The following is a 22,265-nucleotide window of genomic DNA, read 5'->3' as shown; positions in this document are numbered from 1 at the left end:
GATGCCCGAATTCCTCCTACAGCTCGACAGGCATTTATTTTATTTCATCAATCACGGTCTGGCCAACGCGTTCTTCGATTGGATAATGCCCCTGATGCGCAACCCCAGGTTTTGGATACCGTTGTATATTTTCATCATCGGCTTCAGCATTTATCGTTATAAAAAGCAAGGCGCTATTTTGGTGTTGATGCTTGCCCTAAGTGCCGGCTTTGCCGATTTTACCAGCGCCAGCCTCATCAAAAAAACCGTTCAGCGCGACAGGCCCTGCCGGGATGCAGTTACCTCAAAAACAGTTATTAGCCGCATAGATTGCGGCCCCGGGTATAGCTTCCCCTCCACCCACGCGACCGACCATTTTGCAATGGCCATGTTTCTGTGTTTAGCATTTGGGAAAAGATGGAGATGGGTCGGTGTAACTATACTATTGTGGGCAGCCATAATTTGCTTTGCACAGGTTTATGTTGGCGTGCATTACCCTGTTGATGTAACCGTCGGCGCTATTTACGGGAGTTTGGTAGGGTGGCTATTTTTTGTGGCATTTAAGAAATGGCAGCCGGGGTTTATGGCATAGCTTTATGTTTAGGGGTAGCACCTACGGCGCACAAAAAATATTTTTATTTCTTTCTACAAACAGGTAGCTCCTAACGGAGCAAATTCAACACCGCCAAACTCTCGTACTGCCACCAATAAAAAATGCCCGGCATAACCGGGCACCTATATTTTTCATCTTTCGGACTTTCGGACTAAAGACTTCGGACTTAAAGGCTAAGCTCCCCGCATCTTATCCAGCAGATCGCTTAACAACCCCGCTTCTTCCAGCGTAAGGTTATCCTGTAACATATCCTTTGTTTTGAACTCTTTATCCATGGTAGATAATACGTCGAGCCCCTGGTCGCTGATGCGGATATCAACGGCGCGCCTGTCTTTATTATTGGTGCAGCGCGATACCAGGCCCTTTTGTACCAAACGATCCACAATGCGCGATGCATCCGACATTTTATCTATCATGCGCTCTTTCAATAGGTTCACAGTAGCCGGTTTGGGGTACTGGCCACGCAAAATGCGCAGGATGTTAAACTGCTGCTGCGTTAAATTGTACTGCTCAAATTTGGGGCGCGACAAGTTGGTTATCCAGCCGTAGGTGTACGACAGGTTAATTACTGCTTTGTGGTAGTTATCCTCAAAATTTGTACTCTGTATATCTTCTTCTATTCCCATTGTGGTGCAATAGCTTGATTTTGATGCAAATATAACTTATTTATTGTCTTTTTGTTTAACCTTATCCTCGCGGGCATAATGCCATGGGCAATGCAGGCACTTATTTTTGCAGCAATAACCACGTTTTAAATGGTAAGCTTCGGTAAAAACAAAGTTGCCATCTGCGTTAATGTAGTAGTCTACGTTTTCCTGCAGCATTAGTTCAACAACTTTACAAAAATATCATTTTTAAAATGCTCCTTCAAATGCCTGCCCTCACCATGCAAAGTCCAAATTTGTTGGGGTTGGGTTTGCTCAACGGTTTTGATGATATCGTTCCAGTCGGCATGGTCGGATATAAAAAGAGTATCCTGCGTGTTCACCTGCAAATTTTTCCACCCGGAGGCGAACAAGCGCTTTACCCCTACCGCCCTGATATAACTGTCGAAGGTAAAAGGCGGCACTATATACACCCACTCTTCTTGCGTTTTCATCAGCTTACGGCCGTATATCTGGTGTTTTCCCAATGCAAAGCCCATCTTCTCGTAAATGGCGTTGATAGGCATAATACGGTGATGCACCAATATTTTCTTCTGCGGGGCGTAATCGTTTATCATCCTGATGAGGCGCTGGCTTTTGCCGAGCGCATAAGCCCCAAGCAGGATATTTATTTTGATATCGTTCAGCTTTTTTATTTCTTCTACCGGGTCGGGATGGCTGGTATTGGGTTCGGCAAACGTACTTTCGGTTATCAGCACATCGGCTTTCACAAATTCCATAGGTTCGCAGGTAGCATCGGGCTGCAGCTTATAATCGCCGGTGTATAAATACCTGATGCCTTTATACTCCATTAATATTTGCGCGGAACCCGGCATGTGCCCTGCAGGGATGAAGGTAATATCTACACCACCAACATTGAAAGAGGCATAGTAAGCTGCAGTGTAAAGCACTTTACCAGCCAATTTACCATAACGCAGCTGCATAAAAGCAATGGTGGCTTCGGTTGCGTAAACGCTAGTATTGCTGGCAATCGCATGGTCGGCGTGAGCGTGACTGATAATGGCATTTGTTACGGGCTGCTTTGGATCTAAATAGAAATCGCCGTAGGAGCAATAAAGCCCGTTGGCGTTAAAGGATAAGAAATCGTCTAATATCATTCGCTCTTGGCCAGGGAAAGGTACAGTTTGTGCATTTGCAGTACCTGTGGTATTACCAGTTGGGTATCGTCGTTTAAAATTACATCGTCGGCCATATCAGTCTTTTGCTCTTCGCTCATTTGGCGGGCGTTCCGTTTCTGCACTTCTTCTTCGCTTATAGTATCGCGAAGCATCACACGCTGAAACCTGAGCTTCTCCGGCGCGGATACCATTAATGAGCGGTGGACTTTTTTGTAAGACTCGCTCTCGAATAAAATCGCAGCCTCTTTTATCACATACGGAATATCAGCCCGGCCCTTGAACTGTTGCGCCCAAACATCAAAAGCACGAAACACAGCGGGATGCACCAGCCGGTTCAGCTTTATCAGTTCCTCATCGTTATTAAAAACTATAGCGGCAATGTGTTTGCGGTTAAGTGACCCATCGGGCAGGTATGATTCATCGCCGAAGGCTTTTTTTACCCCATCTATAAGTATGGCATCATTCACCATTACTTTTTTAGCTTCGTCATCTGCATAAAACACCGGGATGCCCAACACCTCGAATATTTTGCAAACCGTAGTTTTGCCGCTGCCTATATTGCCGGTTATACCTACTTTAAACATTATTTTTTAACAATAAAGTCTACATTTTGTGGCACTATTTTAACCACTTTACTGTACGATGGCGAATGCGTAAGCCTTACCGTTAACACCCTATAACCCTGCGTCCATTGGTCCAGATCGGCCACGGCTTCAAAATCATCCTCGTTAATATCCGCAAAATCTTTCAGCGCAGTAGTAAACGTAACCTTCACCTTTTGCGGAAAAACCTTTACATCGTAATAATGGCGGTTATTAATAAGCCTTACAGGTATCTGTAACGTTTTCTCAGTAAACTCATCAACGGGGATGTTCACTATAACACTTTTGGGCAATACGGTTAAGTTACCCTCGGTACTTGGCTGCAAGTTTACACGGCTATGGTAACTCTCGTTCTGCCCTTTCAAGTTTACCGAATCAGTTTTCCAGGCCGATATTTTTGCCAATACCTCGGCAGGGCCACTAATGGTTACGTGCGAGGGCTTAATAACAATCGCGCCCGACTGCATGAATTGCTTCTGATATTTTACGCCGTTCACCAGCTTTACGGGCACGCGCTTAATTAGCCGGTTAGAGAAATCGAAAAAAAGCGTATCGGGGTCGAAGCCGATAATTTGATGCTCGGCATCGCGGCGGGCGTTTATCTGCCTTAGCTGGTTATTTAAAACAATGTAGTTTTTGCTTTCGAGCGTACTCAGGTCAACGGTCACCCTATCATTGCTCTCGCTCATACGTGTAAAAAGCATCTTCCAGCCGCTGCCAACTACGGTAGCATTAAGCGTATCGGGCTGTAGCGAGTGAAAGGCGCGCCGCTGCGGCATATTTTTAAAAACAATGGCTTGCTTTACTTTATAGGTTTGCGGGTTTGATAGCACCGTAAATACCCAGGCAACAATAGCAACGGCAAGGCAGGTAACAAAAGCGGATAACCGCCTGCGCTCAATAGCCGATAGTTTGATAATTGCCATTTGTTTACCCGTAAAGCAGAAAGCGAAAGGCTTAAAGCATCGAACAAAAATACTACTTTCTATTCGCGCTTTAAGCCTTCCGCTTTGTATTTGTTATGTTTTAAGAACCGAACGTTGAATTGCTTTCTGCTTTAAACTTTCGGCTTTCAGCTCAATTAGGCTTTCTTTTCAACGGCAGGCGTATTCAATGCCTTCGATTCATCTAACGAGATGGCCGATTTACTGAAACGGATGCGTGCACCGTTCTCTACCTCAACCACTATAGTAGCAGTCGCTTCCGAAATCTCGTATATTTTACCGTGTATGCCGGCTGTGGTTACCACTTTGTCGCCTTTTTTAAGTTCTTCAACGTATTTCTTCTGATCTTTAGCCTTTTTCATTTGCGGGCGTATCATGAAGAAATAAAACACAATAGCAATTAACCCAAACATGATGATCTGTGGGTTCATGCCAAAAATAGTAGGCTGCGCTGCCGCCTGTAGTAAAATAGTTGCTGTCATTTTATAGTGTATGTATTATTTAGTAGCTACCTCGCCAATAAGGTGCACCATAGTTTGGGCAGGGTTGGTATTGGCAGTAACCGTAATTTGCTTATCCTGTAAACCCGATTTGCCCGTGCTATCGAAAGTTACTTTAACAACGCCATCGGCACCGGGTTGCACAGGTGTTTTTGGCCACTCGGGCTTGGTGCAGCCGCAGGTAGCAATAGCATCCTGAATAATCAGGGGCGATTTGCCGGTATTGGTAAATTTAAACTCGTAGGTTACTTTGTCGCCAGTTTTAATTTTGCCAAAGTCGTGAGTGTCTTTTTCGAACTTCATTACCGGCGCATTGGTAGCACCTGCATTTTCGGCAGTAGCTGCATTGCCGCTTTGGGTTGAAGAACCACATGCTGCCGACAATAACGTAGCGGCAACCATAGCACATACAATTAGTTTTTTCATTATCGGGTTATTCTATTAGTCCTCTGCCAACTTTCTTTACCTTGTTCTCGGCTTTTAATTCGGCCAATATTTTATCTAAGATACCATTGATGAACGAGTTACTCTTAGGAGTACTAAACTCCTTAGATATCTCCAGGTATTCGTTAATGGTAACCTTAACCGGTATCGAGGTAAAGTTAATAAATTCCACAATGGCCATCTTCATCAAAAGCGTATCCATCATGGCAATACGGTCCGGCTCCCAGTTTTGGGTTTTTTGAGCTATCAGTTCCTGGTAAGGGGCATCAAATTTGATGGTTTGTGCGTAAAGGTTCAGCACGAACTCTTTATCTTCTACCCAGTTACCGCTTATCTCGGCCAAATGGTTTTCTTTAGGGTTTTCGGAAGCGAAGTTTTTGAAGGTTTTGGCTATCAGGGCCTGCAACACTTCTTTATCAACCGGCCAGTAAATAAATTTATCTTCAAACACCTGCTCGGCAAGCGACGATTTCAGGATAACTTTCTTGAAAATGAATTTGATGATGTCTTTATCGGTGCTGATGGTATCATCGGTTTTTGCCAGGTATTCAGCGTATTCCGATGAGTTTTTCAGTGTAATGAAGAGCGATTTAGCCAGTTCAGGATCGAACGACCACTCTACCTTGTATTTCTTTAAAGCAACAAGGTATTCTTTATTATCGTTAAGCGAGGTGTAAAACTTGTTGGTTAAAATTCTGAGGTTAGGGTTCAGGTCCTCTTTAGTAGGCAGATGTTTATTTGCACGTTCTTCGGCGTCGCGCTCTGCATATAGTATAACTTCGCTGATAAGCGAGAGCATCCAGATGTACATTTCAAATACCTGGTCTATACTGCTCAGTAATTGTTTTTCGTGATGTTTAATATCGCGCGAATTCGATTGATGGTACGCGTACAAAGATTGTAATACTTTTACCCTAAGGTGCCTTCTGTTTAACATTTGTAAGAACGATTATGCCCCGGACAATTGGAGCTGTTTATGATAATTATTAATAGGTTGATTTTACTTTTTTAATATCTGAAATACGTTTTTCGGCTATTTTGTTTGCCGCCACCACCGTGGAAATTTTCTCGGCTGCCGATAGTTTTAACACATTGCGGGTAGCCTCGTAAATATTCTCTGTAAGCTGCATAGTGCGTTTTTTGCTAAAACCCATCAGTTCCGAATAGCAATTGATAATGCCGCCTGCACTTATAACGTAATCGGGCGCAAATAGTATGCCTTTATCCAGCAACATTTGCCCGTGTACAGCCTCATCCTGCAACTGGTTGTTGGCCGAGCCGGCTATAATGGCGCACTGCAGTTTGGCAATGGTTTGCGTATTGATGGTAGCACCCAATGCGCATGGCGAATAAATATCGGCGTTGATATCGAAGATGGTATTGTTAGATACAGCTTCGGCACCGTATTTTTTTGATACCTGGCGGGTGCGCTCATCGTTAATATCGCTCACGTAAACTTTGGCGTTATCCTCGCGCAGCAGTTTCACCAAATGCTCACCTACGTGGCCAATACCCTGTACAATAACCGAGCGGCCGGTAATGGTATCGTTACCGTAAAGTTCTTTTACGCAGGCCTTAATGCCCATGTATACGCCCAATGCCGCTATAGGTGCAGGGTCGCCGCTGCCACCCATGCTTTCGGGCACGCCGGTAACATGCTGGGTCTCCATGCGGATGTACTCCATGTCGCGCGGGTTGGTACCTACATCTTCGGCGGTAATAAATTCCCCGTTAAGGTTTTTGATGAAACGGCCGAACTTGCGTAGCAACGCCTCGGTTTTATCCTTGCGCGAATCGCCGATGATGACTGCCTTACCCCCACCCAGGTTTAAACCTGCAATGGCCGACTTATACGTCATGGCTTTTGATAGCCGCAGTACGTCCTGCAAAGCTTCCTGCTCGCTTCGGTAGGCCCAATAGCGGGTACCACCCAATGCGGGTCCTAAAGTAGTATCATGAATAGCAATGATGGCTTTCAAACCGGTATCCGGGTCGCTGCAAAACACAACTTTTTTATGGCCGAGGGCATCAAGCTGGCTGAAAATACTATCGGTGGGCTGTGGTGAAGGCATTACAGAACGGCTATTTTGTATTTTTCCGGTTTTGCTGCAAAAATAGAGGTTTTTTGAATAGTCCGCAAGTCGGAAAAAGCCGAAAGTCTGAACAGCCTAACATAGCGTAAACTTTTTATAGGGAAAAATGAAAACAAATTTCCAAAAGAAGACATTTGTCTGTACATTTGAAGACATAATTCAGGAGGTTATAAAATGAAAGAGCCCGAAATATTTAATGTAGAATCACTCCCCTACGAAATGCCGGAGGGTGATGAAGTACTAAAATTCCTGTTAAGGGAGCCTGAAATAGTCTATAATACAAATCCGCCTGCCAGGGATGCCGCCATTGAGCACATCAGGGATGGCATACCAAAACTGGCTATTGATACCGTTTTAGAGAAAACCAACATATCGCGCACGCAGCTTTCTAACATCCTGCATATCAGTACGCGCCAACTAAATCGTTACGAAAAAGATGACCGCCTCTCTCCCGAGCAGTCAAACTTTTTATACGAGTTTACCCGTATTTACACCCGCGGGCTTGATATTTTTGGCGATGCCGCTACCATAAACAATTGGATAAGCCGCCCCAATTTGGCTATTGGCAATGTTGCCCCCGTTGATCTGCTTGATACCGGTGAGGGCCTGCGTTTGGTAAATAATTTGCTCACCAGTATCGAATACGGTTTTTACTCGTGATATTATACCGCATAGCCCGCGATAAATACGCCTACGACCTTAGCGGCAAAGGCGGCTTACTGTCAGCCGCGCGCTGGCACGATCATATGCCCGTTTTATACACCTCACTAAGTTCATCAACCAGTATACTGGAAAAATTAGTGCACATGCAAACCGGCGAGATACACAACGATTTGGTGATGACCGGCATTTTGGTGCCAGACGACGCCAGCGCGCAACAAGTAACCATTCCGCAATTACCCCTTAACTGGCAGGATTACCCCGCCCCCTTGCGCTTACAGCGAATAGGTAACGCCTGGCTGCGACAAAAAAGCGCCTTATTACTCTATATACCCAGCGTGATAGACCCGCTGGCCAAAAACGTATTGATAAACCCAATGCACCCAGAAGCAGCTGCGTTAAAAATAGCCGAAGCACACCCCTTCCGGTTCGATAGAAGGTTGTTTGCGGCAAATAACTAATATCTTCAAAAGCTTTTAATACTTTTGGCGTACCGTCTTTCGGACTTCCCGACCTCCGACTTTCGGACTGAAATCAAATGAAAGCACTCGCCTACCTCAATAAATTCTTTTATAAATACCGCTGGCGGCTGGTACCGGGGGTGCTGTTCGTTATCATCTCTAACATATTTGCGGTTTTGCCGGCACAGGTAGTAAGGGTGGCATTCGACCTGGTGACTGAGAATATTAGTACCTATCAGCTTTTCTCGGGCTTTAACAGACAGGAGATGATCTACGATATCTTTGGCTCCAGCCTATTGTTATTCGGTATTTTGGTGTTGATCTTGGCTTTGCTGCGCGGACTGTTTCTGTTTTTTATGCGGCAAACAATTATACTCATGTCGCGCCATATTGAGTATGATATGAAGAACGAGATATACGCCCATTACCAGCGCCTATCGCTTGCTTTTTACCGCCGCCACAACACCGGCGATTTGATGAACCGCGTAACGGAAGATGTTAGCCGCGTGCGCATGTACCTGGGCCCAGGCATTATGTATACCATTAATACGGTAATACTTTTTATACTGGTTATCTACGCCATGCTCACGGTTAACTTTAGGCTAACCGTTTTCTCCATATTACCGCTTCCGGTTTTAGCGGTAATTATATTTTACGTAAACACGGTAATAGAGCACCGCAGCGAGAACATCCAAAAGCGCCTCTCTGCTCTGTCCAGCTTTGTACAGGAAAACTTTTCGGGCATTAGGGTGATAAAATCATACGTACGGGAAAGTTTTGTGCGCGAAAAATTTGCTACCGAAAGCGAAGACTATAAAACCCAAAGCATGGCCATGGCCAAAGTGCAGGCCATGTTTTTCCCATCTATGTTATTACTCATTGGATTGAGCAACGTGATCACCATGTACATTGGCGGCGTGGAGGTAATGAAGGGCAACATCACCGCGGGTAATATTGCCGAGTTTATTGTATACCTAAACATGCTGGCCTTCCCGGTAATATCGTTGGGCTGGGTAACTTCGCTGATACAACGTGCCGCCGCATCGCAAAAACGTATTAATGAGTTTCTGCACGAGGAGCCGGAGATACAGTCGCCGCAGGCAGCGCCGCAGCATTTGGCAGGCAAGATCGAATTCAGCAATGTATCGTTTACTTATCCCGATACCGGAATAGAGGCTTTAAAAAATGTATCGTTCGTGGCTAACCCGGGCGAAATGGTGGCTATAATAGGGCGCACCGGTTCCGGGAAATCAACCATCGGCAACTTGATCATGCGGATGTATGATACTACGGGCGGCCAACTGTTGATAGATGATAAACCCATCATCCAACTAAACCTGGATAGCTACCGCTCGCAAATTGGTTTTGTACCGCAGGAGGTTTTCCTGTTCTCAGACATTATATCGCACAACATTGCCTTCAGCGCCGATGTACTGGATATGCCTCGCGTAGAGCAAGCGGCTAAAGATGCTGCCGTTTACAATAACATTATCGAACTTGAAAAAGGGTTTGATACACTAATAGGTGAACGTGGTGTTACCCTTAGCGGCGGGCAAAAACAACGCGTTAGCATTGCGCGCGCCATTGTAAAGCAGCCACAGGTTTTGATATTTGATGATTGCCTATCTGCCGTTGATACACGTACCGAAGAAGAGATACTAAGCAACCTGGGCCGCATTATGCAGGGCAAAACCAGCATCATTATATCGCACCGCATAAGCACCATAAAAAATGCCGACAAAATATTGGTAATAGATGGCGGCGAAATTATTGAGCAAGGCACTCACAACCAGCTAATGGCACTAAAAGCAGCTTACTTTGAGTTGTACGAGATGCAGTTGCTGGAGGAGGCAGAGAAGGCGTAAAGTTCCCATTTTGCCTGTACGATTAACCATATCGAAACCAAACAGTTGTTGCATTTTTGTTTTTTGCAAATTCCAGGAAACTCTTTAAATTTCTTAGGTCCTGCCCGAAATTATTGGCAATATAACCGTCGCCTTTATCAATTTCGAAATCGGAAAAGTAAAAGGCCCAGCCTCCTGAAAAAGAGTCAATTTGCGGCAATATGGATGGCAGATCTTTAATGGCCGATAGCTTGGCAATCAAATCAGAGATGGCGGCAATTACCAAATCAATATTCCCTTCTAATTTCTTTTTATAGGCCTCCGCGTCATGTAAGATTTTTTGCCTTTCCTCTTGTGTTTGGGCAACCTTTATAGCAGATTCCAACACCACGTCAGCAGGATAACCATGCATTAAATAAATCGGGGTAATATCTACTCCAACCAATTCTCCAATTTGCTTGAGATCGGGACAATACCTTGTTAGATAACGCCTGTATATAAAACTACAAAAAGCCCTGCTTAAACCATGCTTATGACAATAATCATGGATATCGTCGTCATAGTCCGGAGAATAAACTTCCTCATCATTGTTAGTTGCTATTGAAATGTCAAGTCCCATTATTTCCTTAATTGATGTTGAAGTAATAACGACTGTTTATACAGTTGCGTCGCGGAAGTTAATGAAGATGCCCGCGGCATTGAATGCATAGATAACGAATTTCTTTCCAAAACGAAATTGTGTCGCAACGACACGAATACAAACTTATTGCGCAATTGTTTAATATTTATTTAATATTGTTACAATTAATAGTTGCACATTAATTTTTTCTTTATATTTATCCCAACCAAAACTATTACGATTAGCATTTATGGGAGATTTTGACAACAGAGAACGTGAGGAAGTGTACTCCAAAAAGGTGAGAGCCGGGAAAAGGACGTATTTTTTCGATGTAAAGGCAACCCGCTCTAACGATTACTATGTTACTATTACTGAGAGCAAAAAGCGTTTAGAAGACGGTGTTTTTGTAAAGCACAAGATATTTTTATACAAAGAGGACTTTGAAAAATTTGCAGAAGGACTGAAAGAAACGGTAGATTACATAAAAGACCACCAGGAAGTTGTAGAGAAACGCTACGAGTTTAGCGAAGGCCACGAAGTTGCCAAGGCCGACGAAGATTTCTCTTACTAAATATTAGGCCCTACTTTAAACCTAAATATTACAAGCAAAGGTACCCCGCCCAAAAGGCAGGGTATTTTTGTTTTACAGCCTTATGCATGCGCACCCGCTGCACCTGCAATGCCTGCTACAATGCCGAACGCAAACGCCAATATATAAAAGGCGAAAACAACGATGGTAATTATCCCCCAAAGCTTAAAAAACGACTTTAGTTTGCTGAAAGCGAGCGCTGCCTCTGCCGTATCGTTAAACGCAATTGCCTTTTTTACCCGGCTGCCAAACTGGAACAGGTACAAAGCAAAGAAAAACGAAAGTAAAGCCATTAAAAGGTAAACAACCGTAAGTAGTGTGCCTACACCGGCGGGAATGGCGGCCATCATGGGGTTAAACTGCGCCATAGCCGCAAATATAGCGCCTATAAATAGGGCCATAACGGCAACAAGCCCTGTCATGATGAAACCGACAATACCTAAAAAGGTTGCCCATTTGCCTGCCGTTTGCAGGTATTGCTTTGCATCAATAGAAATGAGTAATTGCGGCTCGTCGGCCGCATCAGGAAAATGTGTGGTGTCCATTATAAGGTGTTAAGTTTAAATTTCTTAAACCTACATAAAAGCACCGAATAAACCTACAGCAATACCCCGCTCATAAACAATACGGCCACCGTAAAGTAGATGATAAGCCCCGTAACATCAACCAGCGTGGCTACAAAGGGTGCAGACGATGTAGCCGGGTCGGCACCAAATTTTTTAAGCACAAGCGGAAGCATAGAACCCGAGAGCGAACCCCAAAGCACCACCCCTATAAGCGATACGCCTATGGTTAGGCCAACCAACATCCAATGCGGGCCATACATATCGCTAAACATGCTGAAGGCTGCTATCCGCAAAAAGCCTATGATACCCAGCGTAACGCCCAGCATCAGGCCCGAAATAATCTCGCGGCGCATTACACGCCACCAGTCAGCTATAGTAACCTCACCCAGGGCCATGGCCTGTATAATTAAGGTAGAGGCCTGCGAACCGCTATTACCCCCGCTGGAAATAATAAGCGGGATGAACAGTGCCAGCACCACCGCTTTCTCTATAGCATGCTCGAAGAAGCCCATAGCGGTTGCGGTAAGCATCTCGCCCAAAAACAAAATGATAAGCCAACCCACGCGCTTTTTCACCAGTTTGAACAGGTTGATATCCAAATAAGGCTCGTCCAGCGCTTCGGTACCACCTATCTTTTGGATGTCTTCGGTATACTCCTCGTTGGCTATCCAAAGGATATCATCTACCGTTACTATGCCTAATAATATGTTCTCGCTATCTGTCACCGGTAGAGCTGTGCGGTTATTCATCCTGAACACGTTGATGGCCTCTTCCTGCGGGTCGTTGGCGTCAAGGGCTATTAGGCGGCCATCCATCAGGTCGCTTACCTTGGTTTCGGGTTTTACCAATAGTATTTCGCGGATACGGATATCGTCAAGCAGTACGCCGTTCTCGTCGATCACGTAAATAACGTCAATGGTTTCGGAGTTTTTACCATAACGGCGTATGTGCGAAAGTACTCGGGTTACGTCCCAGCCTTTTTTAACGGCGATGTAATCGGGCGTCATCAAACGGCCAACGCTGTCTTCTTCATAACCTAACAGAACCAGCGCTTCTTTACGGTCGGCGGGACTTAAATGCAGGATGAGATTCTTTACGGCATCGCCATGCAATTCAGCGAAAAACGAGGTACGGTCGTCCGGTGGCAGGGCGTTTATGATCTCGCCGACCTTTTCGCCGGTGAGTTTTTTGATGATGCGTTCCTGTGTGGGGAAATCGAGAATACGGAAAACGTTCACCGCGCGGTTAAGCGAAAGCGTAGCGATGAATTTGGGGCCATGTTCGGGCAGTTCGCCTATAAGTTCTTCTACGTCAGAAATATTCAGGTTGTTTAAATATTCTTGCAGCTGTGTTGTATCCTCTTGTTCCAGTAGCAATTCTACCTGCTCAACCATTTCTTCCATAAAAAGCCCCCCTTGTGTTTACATCGTTTTATACTTGTTTTATACCCTTCGGTAACGCCCGCAAAAGTCGTTTATTTTTTCAAATTTCAAGGCTTTTTTTGTGTTATCTTTGCGCCTGATTTGTCAATGGTCCATAGTCCATGGTCGATAGCCGAAATACGCTGAATACTATGGACTATGGACCATCGACTATGGACTTAAAAAACAACAAATGGGTTTACAATGTGGTATAGTAGGTTTGCCGAATGTGGGTAAATCAACACTTTTTAACTGTTTATCAAATGCAAAGGCACAGGCGGCCAACTTTCCGTTCTGCACCATAGAGCCAAACGTGGGCGTAATAACCGTTCCGGATGAGCGCCTTACCAAACTTACCGAAATAGTAAACCCTAAAAGCATAGTACCCAACACCATCGAGATAGTTGATATTGCCGGTTTGGTGAAAGGTGCCAGCAAAGGCGAAGGTTTGGGCAACCAGTTTTTGGCCAACATCCGCGCCACTAACGCCATCATCCACGTACTGCGCTGCTTTGATAACGATAACGTAATACACGTTGACGGCTCGGTTGACCCTATCCGCGATAAAGAGATCATTGATACCGAACTGCAGCTAAAGGACCTTGATTCGATAGAAAAGAAGATATCGAAGATAGAGAAAATGGCCAAAACCGGTGGCGACAAGGATGCTAAGAAAGCATACGATGTGCTTACCATCTATCGCAACCACCTGCTGGAAGGTAAAAACGCCCGCACTGCTGCCGTTGCCGAAGAAGACCAGGAATACATTGCCGATATATGGCTGCTTACCGCTAAACCGGTAATGTACGTTTGTAATGTTGACGAAGGCTCGGTAGTTAACGGCAATGCTTACGTAGAAAAAGTAAGGGCCGTTGCTAAAGAAGAGAACGCTGAAGTGCTGATCATTTCTGCCCAGATAGAAGCAGAAATTTCGGAAATGGATTCATACGAAGACCGCCAGATGTTTTTGGCCGACCTTGGCTTAAGCGAATCGGGCGTAACCAAGCTGATCAAAGCAGCATATCGCCTGCTTAACCTGGCTACTTACTTCACCGCTGGTGTGCAAGAAGTACGCGCCTGGACCATCACGCAGGGCTTCACCGCCCCGCAAGCCGCAGGCGTTATCCACACCGATTTTGAAAAAGGCTTTATCCGCGCCGAGGTAATTAAATACGACGACTTTGTAAAATACAACGGCTCGGAAGCTGCCATAAAAGAGGCCGGCAAAATGGGCGTAGAAGGCAAAACCTACGTTGTGCAGGATGGCGACATTATGCACTTTAGGTTTAATGTGTAAAAGTCCCCCAGCCCCCTGAAGGGGGAGCAAGAATTTCGAACACCGAATTTTGAATATCGAATGATGAAGTAGCTTTACTTCGAAATTCGGCGTTCAGGATTCGGTGTTCGGCGTTTAGTATCAATATTTTTCAGCATCTTGTAACGTTGGGCAACCCTCTTTTGTCTTATCAAAAAACACGCTGATCGATGATATTTTTACGAAGCATTATTTGCATAGCTTTGCTGTGCCTTTTTGGGTTTACTGCCAACAGCCAGCAAACAGGCGCCTATAGTTTTTCGCTGAAGGTATCTATCGAAAAAAATCAGCCTGCCGAGGCGGCAACCGTGAAGCTGCAAAAAGCCAACACGGTTATCCAAACCATTATCACCGACCTGAAGGGCGTTGCTACATTCCACAATATTAAAACCGGCGACTATACTTTTTTAGTTAGTTACACCGGTTATAAAGCGCAAACCAGCAAGGTTTATCATTTCCCCGGCAGCACTGCTGATACCCTTACCCTGCAAGCCAGCAGTACGGGTTTACAGCAGGTTACCATTACTGCCAAAACGCCGCCTGTGAGCTACAAGCAAGGTAAGGTAATATTAGATGTAAATGCCTCGGTAACCAACACAGGCAGCACTGTGCTGGAGGTATTGGAGCGTTCGCCGGGTGTAACTGTTGACCGTAATGGCGGTATTGCGCTGAACGGCAAGGCGGGCGCGCAAGTGATGATAGATGATAAGCTTACCTATCTTTCGGGTACCGAATTGGCCAACTTTTTGGCAAGCATGAGCTCTACCCAAATTTCGCAGATAGAATTGATAGCCAACCCAACCGCCAAGTACGATGCCAGCGGCAATGCGGGTATCATCAACATCAAAACCAAAAAGAACACCATAAAGGGCTTTAATGGCTCGCTTAGCAATACCTATGCGCAGGGCGTTTACGCCAAAACTTTTAACAGCCTGATACTTAATTTCCGTTCGGGAAAGTTCAATACATTTTTCAATTATAGCCTCAACTACAGCGAGAACTTTTTCAGCATTTATGCGCTGCGAAAATATTACGACAGCAACCAGCAGCTAACCGCTATGCTGGACCAATACTCCTACTCGCCCGCCAGCAATTTTAACAATACCATTAAAACGGGTTTCGATTATTACCTGAGCGATAAAACCACCATTGGCATTGCGCTTACCGGCATAGCCACCCGGCGCAACGGCAGCAACCGCGCCAATGCAGATTGGCAGAGTCCGCAAGGCATAACCGATTCATCTATCTACACCCGCAATACCAACAAGAACCGCTTTAAGAACGGCGCCATTAACCTCAACCTTCGCCACAAGGTATCGGCCGACCAGGACCTCGCCGTTGATGCCGATTACCTGCATTACGACATTAAAGCCGACCAAAACTTCCGCAATGAATTGAGCGGGCCGAACGGTTACGAGGAAATTTCGCGCGGGAATATCCCCACCAGCATCAGTATAGGTTCAGCTAAAGCAGATTATACCATTAAACTTAACCAAAACGATATACTCGCATTTGGCGGTAAATCATCTTTCAGCAATACCGATAACCTGGCCTATTACCAAAACCTGCAGGGCGGCAACTGGGTAGAAGACAATGTGAAGAACAACCACTTTATTTATAAGGAGAAGATAAATGCGCTTTACAGTTCGTACGACACTAAATTCGGTAAAGTGACCGGGCAATTTGGCGTTAGGTACGAGCATACAGGTTACGATGCCAACCAAATGGGTAACGCTTTGCAAAAAGATTCGTCGTTCACTCGCTCCTACGGGCAGTTTTTCCCGAGCGGGTATTTAAGCTTCCAGGCCGATACTGCTAATGGCTTTACGCTTACCGCCAGCCGCAGGATAGACCGCCCGCCTTTCCAGAATCTGAACCCTTTTTACCTCATTATTAACAAATACACCTACAGCACCGGCGACCCGTACCTGTTGCCGCAATTCAGCTGGAACTTTGAGCTGAGCCACCAATACAAAAGCTTGCTGCGCACGGCGGTATCGTTCAGCAGTATTAAAAACTACTTCTCTCAAATATTTGTGTCCGACCCAAATAACGATGCCATACTGCTGTACACCCAGGGCAACGTAGGCAATACCTACAACTTTGGCGCTTCGCTAACGCTAACAACTGCCCCTGCAAGCTGGTGGCAGGTAACGGCACAGGCGCAGTACAACCATAAACAGCTGAAAGGTTTTAACGGCAATGTATACGCCACCCAAATAGACCAACTGAACCTGAACGCCAATAACCAGTTCAGCTTTGGCAAATACACGGCAGAGCTATCGGGCTTTTATACCACCCGCGCCCGTAACGATATTGCTGAGTTGTTGTACCCCACGGGCCAAATGTCGGTAGGGGTATCGCGCCCCATATTAGGTAAAAAGGGCACCATTAAACTCAGCGCACGCGATGTGTTTTACACCAACGCTATGGAAGGCTTCACTACCTTCCCAAATGCTACCGAATATTTTATGCTGCGCAGGGATAGCCGGGTATACAGCATATCGTTCACCTATCGCTTTGGCAAGCAATACAAAGCCGTAAGGCGCAGCAGCGGCGGTGCGGGTGACGAGATGGACAGGGTTGGGAATGGGTAGGCATCGACTCCCCTACGCGTCATTCCGAATTTATTTCGGAACCCCACACGGCAGGTAATGAACATGAACAGCAGAAATGCATAGTGGAAATGTATGATGGGGTCTTGAAACAAGTTCAGGATGACGTGACACGACTAACATAATTATCCTATATTTGCGCCGCATTGTTTCCGTAGTTCAATGGATAGAATAATGGTCTCCGAAGCCGTTGATATGAGTTCGAATCTCATCGGAAGCACAAAGGCCCTGCTTTTAAACAAGCGGGGCCTTTTATTTTGCGGTGGTCAGCTTTTTGTAATTTTTAAGAACCATTTATAGCTAACGATTGTACTTTATAGTATAAAACTAACAGCTATGGAATACGCAACCGCAAACCACCTCAACATCCCATCTTTAAGTTTTACTACCGATAAGGGCAAAACGCTTCATGTTTATTTTGAGCCGATGAATACCAGCCATGCCAACTGCGAAAATGCGCCCGTGTATGCCATCTACCGCTCTAAAGAAAAAAACGACAGCATTTTTAACCACCTGAGCATTGCCGGCGAAATTGGCGACAACCTGCCCGGGCTGGATAACATTAACCAAAAAGACCACCTGGGCGAAATAAGCATTTGCGAACAAGGTAACTGGAGCTACCTTGGCGAAAAACTATCCTCGGCCGATCAGCAACAAGTAGCCGGGCATATACTTGGCCAGTTAAATTAAGGTAATTTTGCTTAGGCGCTGGCCACCAGTTTGCTTACGCTGCGGTATATGTATTCGTTAAAAATATGCCTGCGTGCAAAACGGCCCGGCGAATCGGCATTTACCAGCTTTACGTAAACAGCGCGTGGTACGCCAAAGTATTCGTATTCGGCACCATCTAAAAACCATACTTTAAGTACCTGCGATTTGTACTCAAAATCAGCAATGTTCGATTGTGTGGTAGTCGCAGTGTATTCGGCTATGGTTTGGTTACGAGTTTCGGGAGCTATGCTTACCAAAAAATGATAGGCTTCAATAAAAGCCTTGCTTTTTTCTTCGGCATCTGCTTTCTCCTCTTCGCTATGCTGAAACTTATCCGGGTGCCAGGTTTTCATTAGGCCGCGGTAAACCATTTTTAGTTCCTGCAGTTCAGCATTTTCGGTAACGCCTAAAAGCCTGCGGTAATCTGTTATCTTTTTCATCTGTTATCTCTGCGTTAAATTTAAATTACCATTTGAAAATGAGACAGATAAGCACTCCATCAGCCCAGCCAAATAATGCCGCAAAGGTACGATTTATAAATTTGCTGTGCAACGATGATCAGGAAATAGGAAGAGAGTGTAACCGAAGCTAAATAATGGGATGATTTCATAGAAACCGCACTACTACAATAACTTTTGTAGCAATAGTTTTGATATTGTATATCACTATAATAAATATAGAATATTTAAGTCCCCCGGTTGGTCTATTATTTATTATGACCCGACAGGTGAGTGTTTCCGACATTAAAAAGCCACCCCAAATCATATTTAGCCTACGTAAAGCAACTGTTAATATTCAAATCCCTCACAGACCGAACGAACGAAATAAGAGTTAATTAGCTTATTATCAATTTATAATACTTAATATAAGCACTTAATAAGAAGGCTATAACTCCGATATATACTTTATCGAAAACAATAATGCATAATTTACGAACGTTTTATACTTTTACGGAAACCCTATCGAAGTATGAAACTATTCAAAACAACCGTTCTTGCGGCCTCAATTTTATCGGCTGCTGTATTATTCCCGGCGTGTAAATCAAAGAAAGCTGTAGTTGCCCCACCGGCACCTGTTGCTGAAGCGCCAAAACCAGCTCCGGCACCTGCGCCTGCACCAGCTCCTGCCCCGGCAGAAACTACACCGGCACCAGCGCCACCGGATTACAACTTCAGCAAAATTCAATTCGAGTTTAACTCAGGTATCCTGAAAACCGAAGCTTACCCAATTTTGGATAAAGCCGTTGCTGAAATGAAGAAAGACCTTTCGGTTAAATTCACATTAAATGGCAACGCATCTGCCGAAGGTACCGAGCAACATAACATGGAGCTTTCTGTAGAGCGCGCTACTGCAGTAAAACTGTACTTAACCAACAGCGGCATCAGCGCCGATAATTTGGTTGTAAAAGGCTGGGGCGAAAGCAAGCCAATTGCCGACAACAAAACTGAAGAAGGCCGCGTGCTTAACCGCCGTGTAGAAATTACAAAACAGTAATAGCTGTTTTATTTGTTAACGAAAAGGGAGTTGCCGATCGGTAACTCCCTTTTTTATTGCAGCTGGCTTAGCTCAATGCCTGCACCAAATACTCCCGGCAAACCTTCACTTCCTTCACGGCATCCGAGCCGGCGGGGAGGTTATACTCCAGTTCGATAGTGGCGGGGAACTTATACTTATTGGCTTTCATTAACGCCATTACTTCCTTTATCGGGGTATCACCTTGTCCCCATGGAGCGTTGGGACCATCATGAAACTTACGGTCTTTTATATGCATACTGGTGATGCGCTTGTGGTACTTCTCAATAAATGGCACGGGGCTGCTGCTTGTTCCTGAGGCATAGTGGCCAATATCGAGGTTGATACCATTGTATTCAGATTGACTTAAGGCCGTATCCTAAAGCGTGGGCGTGGCCTGTGTATGAGCATGGTAGCCTACCATCATTTTGTGCTTAGCAGCCAAGTCGCCAAGGCGTTTGGTTTGTTCATCGTCGGGCAGTTCTACGGTAACATGATTGGCACCCAGTGCCTTCCCGGCTTTAAAGGCGTATTCAATTTCGGCATCGGTATTCTTTTTACCGAGGGCATTTGGTTTCCAGGCATAGATGTTCACACCGGCGTCTTTATACATCCTGCGCAACTCTTCAAATTTATCCATAGACGCAGCAGCGCGCCATTCGGCCATTTTGGGGGCAAATGTAGCCCAGTCTTCGCCCTGCGCGCGCTTTGGCGCACCTGCATAAGCTTCGGCAGCGTCACCCATCAGTTCGATCGCGTTGATATTGCAGTCGATACAATACTTCAGCAGGTCTTCGGCGGTACCCGGCATGCTACGAAACGAATAAGTGATAACGCCTATTTGCACGCCATTAACCAGCGAGTTGGGTTTACCGGCCGACTTTAAAGTAGCTCCTGCAAATGCCGACCTTGACAATAAAAACGCCGTGGCAGCAATAGCGCCGCCACCTATAAAGCTGCGCCTGCTTAAGTAATGCTTTTCCATAAATGTTAATTGGTTTTGGATAATTTGGTTGAAACCAAAGTTATCACTTTATTGATAGCAGCAAAGTTTGTATTAAAAGTGTTACCACGACACAATAGTCGCGCCAACAGGCATGATGCTTTCCGGTACAGCAAATATTAATTTGTTGGCAATAGCTGCCTATACATTGTTACCTTTACCCCATGAGTTTAGAGAAGAAATACCAAAAAGCCTGGAATAAATACTTACCGGTTATACGCATGCGCCTTAAAGCCAGTGCCGAAACCGAACAAACGCTAAACCTGGATGCCATAGATTTTGATTCGGCGGGCGATCGCGGCAAAAGCGGCTACACTTTCAATTTAGAAATGGAGAACGGCAAAGCCACTAATAACATCAGCGGCTCTGCCGTAGCGCGCGACCTTTATGAAATACTCACTACCGATGAGCGCGCGAAACCCTTACTGCAAGGCCGAAACGTGAAAATATCACTTGGAAAAAGCATGGTGCTGTCTATCAAAACCAAACATATCTCTAAGTTTAAATAACGCAACACAGGCATGTTACTATGTCCGTGTTGCATAAATGCTTAGTGGCCGAATTGCAGGGTGTTTAAACCTGTGCCTGAGGTAACAGTATCTCGAAATTTGCCCCCTGCCCCGGCTGAGAGTAAATATGCATGGTTCCTTTTAGCGTGTCGACTAAATGTTTCACCAACGCCAAACCAAAACCATAGCCGACTTCGCCGCTGGTGCCATCTGTAGACGTTGCTTTACCTTTCAGGATAGTGTCAATCGCCTCTTGATTCAATCCTACGCCGGTATCGGTTACGTTTATCTGCAACAGGTTTTGTGTTTCTTCAACCTTCAGGCTTAAGTCAACCGTTATTTTGCCGTTTACAGGCGTAAATTTCATGGCATTCGATATCAGGTTGCCCGTAATTTGCAGCAATTTGTTCTTGCTGAACGGAATGGTAGATGAGTTTACCGAAGTATTGATAACGAAACCGATCTTCTTATTGATGGCTTGCGGCGTGTATAGCTTTTCCAGTTTATCCTTAAAAACAATGAGGTTAAATTCATCGGTCTTAAGTTCTTTAGTTTTAGGCAAATCGGTGCTCAATATTTCGTCGGCCAATTCCAATAAAGAGCGGCCGCTGCGTTGTATCAGGTTAATAAATTCTAATACTTCATCTATCTCGTTTTCGTGTCCCTGTTCACTGATAACCTGTGCCAGCCCTATTATACCGCCCAGCGGGCCACGTATATCGTGCGCCACTTTCTTTTTGGTTTCAACAGCATCATGCAATTTGCTTTTAAGCCCGGTTATGGTTTTATGCGTTTTTAGCCGGTTCACAATTTCATCAGCAATTATTTTCAGCATCTCTATCTTCTCGGGTGGCAAAGTTTTAAGGTCCTTGTCTAAAACGCAAAGCGCACCAAGGTTATAACCTTCATCTGTTTTAAGAGGAATGCCGAAATAATAACGCAGGTTGGGGTCGTCAACCACGTAAAATTTGTCTTTAAAACGGTCATCAACCGTAAGATCTTTAACCTCAAAATGCGGCTCGGGCACGGATATAGTGTATTGGCAAACCGAATCCTCGCGCGGCATCTGGTCAATGTCCAACCCATGGTTGGTGATGGTCCATTGTGTAAAGGTATCTATCAAGTTTACCAGCGAGATAGAAGTACCGGCAACTTTGGCCGCCAGTTTGGCCAAGTCCTTAAACGTATCCTGAAAACTGGTGTAATCAAGGTCGTAGTCGGACAGGCTGATAATGCGGCCCATCTCGTTTTGGGGCATCGGGGTAGTATGCATATTATTAAAATTGCTTCTGCCCTATTCTACGTTGTTTTAGGGGCAGATGTTTATTATCTACCCTTTCAGCGTTCAAAAAATGTGCCTAACCAGCCGTTTAGGATATGTGAGAAAGTCTTACCGTAAAAACGCAAGGGAATAAATAAGAATTTCACCAATCTTGACAAGCTTCATCGCCTCAGAGCGGCACAACCTAATATTTGCTGCCC

At 45.1% G+C, this 22,265-nt stretch carries 26 protein-coding genes and 1 tRNA gene; 11 read left to right on the top strand and 16 right to left on the bottom strand.

Going from position 1 to position 22,265, the window contains the following annotated elements; genetic code table 11:
* Window position 1 precedes the first annotated feature (1 nt).
* Window positions 2-571, top strand: coding sequence for a phosphatase PAP2 family protein (locus BC343_RS06115; RefSeq protein WP_078346874.1), 570 nt, complete (start codon window positions 2-4; stop codon window positions 569-571).
* Between the two features lie 194 nt (window positions 572-765).
* On the opposite strand, the gene BC343_RS06110 is transcribed toward BC343_RS06115, so the two are convergent.
* The 9 genes from BC343_RS06110 to BC343_RS06075 all read right to left on the bottom strand — a co-directional run bounded on the left by BC343_RS06110 (window position 766) and on the right by BC343_RS06075 (window position 6,937).
* The gene (locus BC343_RS06110; RefSeq protein ID WP_078346873.1) at window positions 766-1,218 is read right to left on the bottom strand and encodes a MarR family winged helix-turn-helix transcriptional regulator; all 453 of its coding nucleotides are present in this window, start codon (window positions 1,216-1,218) and stop codon (window positions 766-768) included.
* Window positions 1,219-1,254: 36 nt separating this feature from the next.
* The gene (locus tag BC343_RS31200) at window positions 1,255-1,416 is read right to left on the bottom strand and encodes a DUF5522 domain-containing protein (RefSeq protein ID WP_162276830.1); all 162 of its coding nucleotides are present in this window, start codon (window positions 1,414-1,416) and stop codon (window positions 1,255-1,257) included.
* Window positions 1,416-2,354 (bottom strand): MBL fold metallo-hydrolase, encoded by a 939-nt coding sequence (locus BC343_RS06105; RefSeq protein WP_078346872.1) that lies wholly within the window; start codon window positions 2,352-2,354, stop codon window positions 1,416-1,418. The genes BC343_RS31200 and BC343_RS06105 overlap by 1 nt, the downstream gene beginning before the upstream one ends.
* Window positions 2,351-2,959 (bottom strand): dephospho-CoA kinase, encoded by a 609-nt coding sequence (gene coaE, locus BC343_RS06100; protein ID WP_078346871.1) that lies wholly within the window; start codon window positions 2,957-2,959, stop codon window positions 2,351-2,353. The genes BC343_RS06105 and coaE overlap by 4 nt, the downstream gene beginning before the upstream one ends.
* Entirely contained in the window at window positions 2,959-3,903 is a 945-nt protein-coding gene (locus BC343_RS06095) for a CdaR family protein (RefSeq protein WP_078346870.1), read from the bottom strand. Before BC343_RS06095 ends, coaE begins: the two co-directional genes overlap by 1 nt.
* Before the next feature lie 155 nt (window positions 3,904-4,058).
* Window positions 4,059-4,403, bottom strand: coding sequence for a preprotein translocase subunit YajC (yajC, locus tag BC343_RS06090; protein ID WP_078346869.1), 345 nt, complete (start codon window positions 4,401-4,403; stop codon window positions 4,059-4,061).
* A gap of 15 nt (window positions 4,404-4,418) precedes the next feature.
* The gene (locus BC343_RS06085) at window positions 4,419-4,847 is read right to left on the bottom strand and encodes a DUF1573 domain-containing protein (RefSeq protein WP_078346868.1); all 429 of its coding nucleotides are present in this window, start codon (window positions 4,845-4,847) and stop codon (window positions 4,419-4,421) included.
* A 7-nt stretch (window positions 4,848-4,854) separates the two neighbouring features.
* Window positions 4,855-5,802 (bottom strand): transcription antitermination factor NusB, encoded by a 948-nt coding sequence (gene nusB / locus BC343_RS06080; RefSeq protein ID WP_078346867.1) that lies wholly within the window; start codon window positions 5,800-5,802, stop codon window positions 4,855-4,857.
* Between the two features lie 49 nt (window positions 5,803-5,851).
* Window positions 5,852-6,937: a Glu/Leu/Phe/Val family dehydrogenase gene (locus BC343_RS06075; protein ID WP_078346866.1), complete on the bottom strand. Its 1,086-nt coding sequence runs from the start codon at window positions 6,935-6,937 to the stop codon at window positions 5,852-5,854.
* A gap of 195 nt (window positions 6,938-7,132) precedes the next feature.
* Between BC343_RS06075 and parS the strand changes: the two genes are divergently transcribed.
* From parS to BC343_RS06060, 3 genes are all read left to right on the top strand, one after another.
* Window positions 7,133-7,618, top strand: a complete 486-nt coding sequence (gene parS, locus BC343_RS06070) for a type II RES/Xre toxin-antitoxin system antitoxin (RefSeq protein ID WP_078346865.1) — start codon at window positions 7,133-7,135, stop codon at window positions 7,616-7,618.
* Window positions 7,615-8,079 (top strand): RES family NAD+ phosphorylase, encoded by a 465-nt coding sequence (locus tag BC343_RS06065; RefSeq protein WP_162276829.1) that lies wholly within the window; start codon window positions 7,615-7,617, stop codon window positions 8,077-8,079. Before parS ends, BC343_RS06065 begins: the two co-directional genes overlap by 4 nt.
* Window positions 8,080-8,156: 77 nt before the next feature.
* The gene (locus tag BC343_RS06060) at window positions 8,157-9,944 is read left to right on the top strand and encodes an ABC transporter ATP-binding protein (RefSeq protein ID WP_078346863.1); all 1,788 of its coding nucleotides are present in this window, start codon (window positions 8,157-8,159) and stop codon (window positions 9,942-9,944) included.
* Window positions 9,945-9,966: 22 nt separating this feature from the next.
* Here BC343_RS06060 and BC343_RS30705 read toward each other — a convergent pair whose 3' ends face one another.
* The gene (locus tag BC343_RS30705) at window positions 9,967-10,542 is read right to left on the bottom strand and encodes a hypothetical protein (RefSeq protein WP_143822080.1); all 576 of its coding nucleotides are present in this window, start codon (window positions 10,540-10,542) and stop codon (window positions 9,967-9,969) included.
* A gap of 250 nt (window positions 10,543-10,792) precedes the next feature.
* On the opposite strand from BC343_RS30705, the gene BC343_RS06050 reads away from it, so the two are divergent.
* Window positions 10,793-11,113, top strand: a complete 321-nt coding sequence (locus tag BC343_RS06050) for a DUF3276 family protein (protein ID WP_078346861.1) — start codon at window positions 10,793-10,795, stop codon at window positions 11,111-11,113.
* Window positions 11,114-11,193: 80 nt separating this feature from the next.
* Here BC343_RS06050 and BC343_RS06045 read toward each other — a convergent pair whose 3' ends face one another.
* Entirely contained in the window at window positions 11,194-11,676 is a 483-nt protein-coding gene (locus BC343_RS06045; RefSeq protein WP_078346860.1) for a DUF5362 family protein, read from the bottom strand.
* A 53-nt stretch (window positions 11,677-11,729) separates the two neighbouring features.
* Window positions 11,730-13,100 (bottom strand): magnesium transporter, encoded by a 1,371-nt coding sequence (mgtE, locus tag BC343_RS06040; protein WP_078346859.1) that lies wholly within the window; start codon window positions 13,098-13,100, stop codon window positions 11,730-11,732.
* A gap of 211 nt (window positions 13,101-13,311) precedes the next feature.
* Here mgtE and ychF point away from each other — a divergent pair, with 211 nt between their 5' ends.
* From ychF to BC343_RS06020, 4 genes are all read left to right on the top strand, one after another.
* The gene (gene ychF, locus BC343_RS06035) at window positions 13,312-14,415 is read left to right on the top strand and encodes a redox-regulated ATPase YchF (RefSeq protein WP_078346858.1); all 1,104 of its coding nucleotides are present in this window, start codon (window positions 13,312-13,314) and stop codon (window positions 14,413-14,415) included.
* A gap of 188 nt (window positions 14,416-14,603) precedes the next feature.
* The gene (locus BC343_RS06030) at window positions 14,604-17,030 is read left to right on the top strand and encodes an outer membrane beta-barrel family protein (RefSeq protein WP_078346857.1); all 2,427 of its coding nucleotides are present in this window, start codon (window positions 14,604-14,606) and stop codon (window positions 17,028-17,030) included.
* A 166-nt stretch (window positions 17,031-17,196) separates the two neighbouring features.
* A tRNA-Arg gene (locus tag BC343_RS06025) sits at window positions 17,197-17,268 on the top strand.
* A gap of 116 nt (window positions 17,269-17,384) precedes the next feature.
* A complete protein-coding gene (locus BC343_RS06020) occupies window positions 17,385-17,738 on the top strand; it encodes a hypothetical protein (protein WP_078346856.1) in 354 nt (117 codons plus the stop codon).
* Between the two features lie 11 nt (window positions 17,739-17,749).
* Here BC343_RS06020 and BC343_RS06015 read toward each other — a convergent pair whose 3' ends face one another.
* Complete coding sequence (locus BC343_RS06015) at window positions 17,750-18,199, bottom strand: KTSC domain-containing protein (protein WP_078346855.1); 450 nt, start codon at window positions 18,197-18,199, stop codon at window positions 17,750-17,752.
* 529 nt (window positions 18,200-18,728) lie between these two features.
* Between BC343_RS06015 and BC343_RS06010 the strand changes: the two genes are divergently transcribed.
* Window positions 18,729-19,253, top strand: a complete 525-nt coding sequence (locus tag BC343_RS06010) for an OmpA family protein (RefSeq protein ID WP_078346854.1) — start codon at window positions 18,729-18,731, stop codon at window positions 19,251-19,253.
* Window positions 19,254-19,320: 67 nt separating this feature from the next.
* Here BC343_RS06010 and BC343_RS31325 read toward each other — a convergent pair whose 3' ends face one another.
* Together BC343_RS31325 and BC343_RS31320 are read right to left on the bottom strand one after the other, a co-directional pair.
* On the bottom strand, window positions 19,321-19,617 hold the full coding sequence (locus tag BC343_RS31325) for a sugar phosphate isomerase/epimerase family protein (protein WP_262493366.1): 297 nt from the start codon (window positions 19,615-19,617) through the stop codon (window positions 19,321-19,323).
* Between the two features lie 33 nt (window positions 19,618-19,650).
* Complete coding sequence (locus BC343_RS31320) at window positions 19,651-20,256, bottom strand: hypothetical protein (RefSeq protein WP_202909735.1); 606 nt, start codon at window positions 20,254-20,256, stop codon at window positions 19,651-19,653.
* A 182-nt stretch (window positions 20,257-20,438) separates the two neighbouring features.
* Between BC343_RS31320 and BC343_RS06000 the strand changes: the two genes are divergently transcribed.
* Window positions 20,439-20,783 (top strand): hypothetical protein, encoded by a 345-nt coding sequence (locus BC343_RS06000; protein ID WP_078346853.1) that lies wholly within the window; start codon window positions 20,439-20,441, stop codon window positions 20,781-20,783.
* A 64-nt stretch (window positions 20,784-20,847) separates the two neighbouring features.
* On the opposite strand, the gene BC343_RS05995 is transcribed toward BC343_RS06000, so the two are convergent.
* A complete protein-coding gene (locus BC343_RS05995) occupies window positions 20,848-22,056 on the bottom strand; it encodes a GAF domain-containing sensor histidine kinase (protein ID WP_078346852.1) in 1,209 nt (402 codons plus the stop codon).
* Between the last annotated feature and the right edge of the window lie 209 nt (window positions 22,057-22,265).

It is taken from the genome of Mucilaginibacter pedocola, from assembly GCF_002013915.1.
GTDB classification, from domain to species: domain Bacteria; phylum Bacteroidota; class Bacteroidia; order Sphingobacteriales; family Sphingobacteriaceae; genus Mucilaginibacter; species Mucilaginibacter pedocola.
Note: the sequence above shows the minus strand (reverse complement) of the source record. Positions and strands in the feature narration are given on the sequence as shown.

What these genes read in the sequence shown, in the direction of transcription:
- BC343_RS06115 (WP_078346874.1), top strand. Translation starts at nt 2, where the DNA reads ATGCCCGAATTCCTCCTACAGCTCGACAGGCATTTATTTTATTTCATC.
- BC343_RS06110 (WP_078346873.1), bottom strand. Translation starts at nt 1,218, where the DNA reads ATGGGAATAGAAGAAGATATACAGAGTACAAATTTTGAGGATAACTAC.
- BC343_RS31200 (WP_162276830.1), bottom strand. Translation starts at nt 1,416, where the DNA reads ATGCTGCAGGAAAACGTAGACTACTACATTAACGCAGATGGCAACTTT.
- BC343_RS06105 (WP_078346872.1), bottom strand. Translation starts at nt 2,354, where the DNA reads ATGATATTAGACGATTTCTTATCCTTTAACGCCAACGGGCTTTATTGC.
- coaE (WP_078346871.1), bottom strand. Translation starts at nt 2,959, where the DNA reads ATGTTTAAAGTAGGTATAACCGGCAATATAGGCAGCGGCAAAACTACG.
- BC343_RS06095 (WP_078346870.1), bottom strand. Translation starts at nt 3,903, where the DNA reads ATGGCAATTATCAAACTATCGGCTATTGAGCGCAGGCGGTTATCCGCT.
- yajC (WP_078346869.1), bottom strand. Translation starts at nt 4,403, where the DNA reads ATGACAGCAACTATTTTACTACAGGCGGCAGCGCAGCCTACTATTTTT.
- BC343_RS06085 (WP_078346868.1), bottom strand. Translation starts at nt 4,847, where the DNA reads ATGAAAAAACTAATTGTATGTGCTATGGTTGCCGCTACGTTATTGTCG.
- nusB (WP_078346867.1), bottom strand. Translation starts at nt 5,802, where the DNA reads ATGTTAAACAGAAGGCACCTTAGGGTAAAAGTATTACAATCTTTGTAC.
- BC343_RS06075 (WP_078346866.1), bottom strand. Translation starts at nt 6,937, where the DNA reads ATGCCTTCACCACAGCCCACCGATAGTATTTTCAGCCAGCTTGATGCC.
- parS (WP_078346865.1), top strand. Translation starts at nt 7,133, where the DNA reads ATGAAAGAGCCCGAAATATTTAATGTAGAATCACTCCCCTACGAAATG.
- BC343_RS06060 (WP_078346863.1), top strand. Translation starts at nt 8,157, where the DNA reads ATGAAAGCACTCGCCTACCTCAATAAATTCTTTTATAAATACCGCTGG.
- BC343_RS30705 (WP_143822080.1), bottom strand. Translation starts at nt 10,542, where the DNA reads ATGGGACTTGACATTTCAATAGCAACTAACAATGATGAGGAAGTTTAT.
- BC343_RS06050 (WP_078346861.1), top strand. Translation starts at nt 10,793, where the DNA reads ATGGGAGATTTTGACAACAGAGAACGTGAGGAAGTGTACTCCAAAAAG.
- BC343_RS06045 (WP_078346860.1), bottom strand. Translation starts at nt 11,676, where the DNA reads ATGGACACCACACATTTTCCTGATGCGGCCGACGAGCCGCAATTACTC.
- mgtE (WP_078346859.1), bottom strand. Translation starts at nt 13,100, where the DNA reads ATGGAAGAAATGGTTGAGCAGGTAGAATTGCTACTGGAACAAGAGGAT.
- ychF (WP_078346858.1), top strand. Translation starts at nt 13,312, where the DNA reads ATGGGTTTACAATGTGGTATAGTAGGTTTGCCGAATGTGGGTAAATCA.
- BC343_RS06030 (WP_078346857.1), top strand. Translation starts at nt 14,604, where the DNA reads ATGATATTTTTACGAAGCATTATTTGCATAGCTTTGCTGTGCCTTTTT.
- BC343_RS06020 (WP_078346856.1), top strand. Translation starts at nt 17,385, where the DNA reads ATGGAATACGCAACCGCAAACCACCTCAACATCCCATCTTTAAGTTTT.
- BC343_RS06015 (WP_078346855.1), bottom strand. Translation starts at nt 18,199, where the DNA reads ATGAAAAAGATAACAGATTACCGCAGGCTTTTAGGCGTTACCGAAAAT.
- BC343_RS06010 (WP_078346854.1), top strand. Translation starts at nt 18,729, where the DNA reads ATGAAACTATTCAAAACAACCGTTCTTGCGGCCTCAATTTTATCGGCT.
- BC343_RS31320 (WP_202909735.1), bottom strand. Translation starts at nt 20,256, where the DNA reads ATGGAAAAGCATTACTTAAGCAGGCGCAGCTTTATAGGTGGCGGCGCT.
- BC343_RS06000 (WP_078346853.1), top strand. Translation starts at nt 20,439, where the DNA reads ATGAGTTTAGAGAAGAAATACCAAAAAGCCTGGAATAAATACTTACCG.
- BC343_RS05995 (WP_078346852.1), bottom strand. Translation starts at nt 22,056, where the DNA reads ATGCATACTACCCCGATGCCCCAAAACGAGATGGGCCGCATTATCAGC.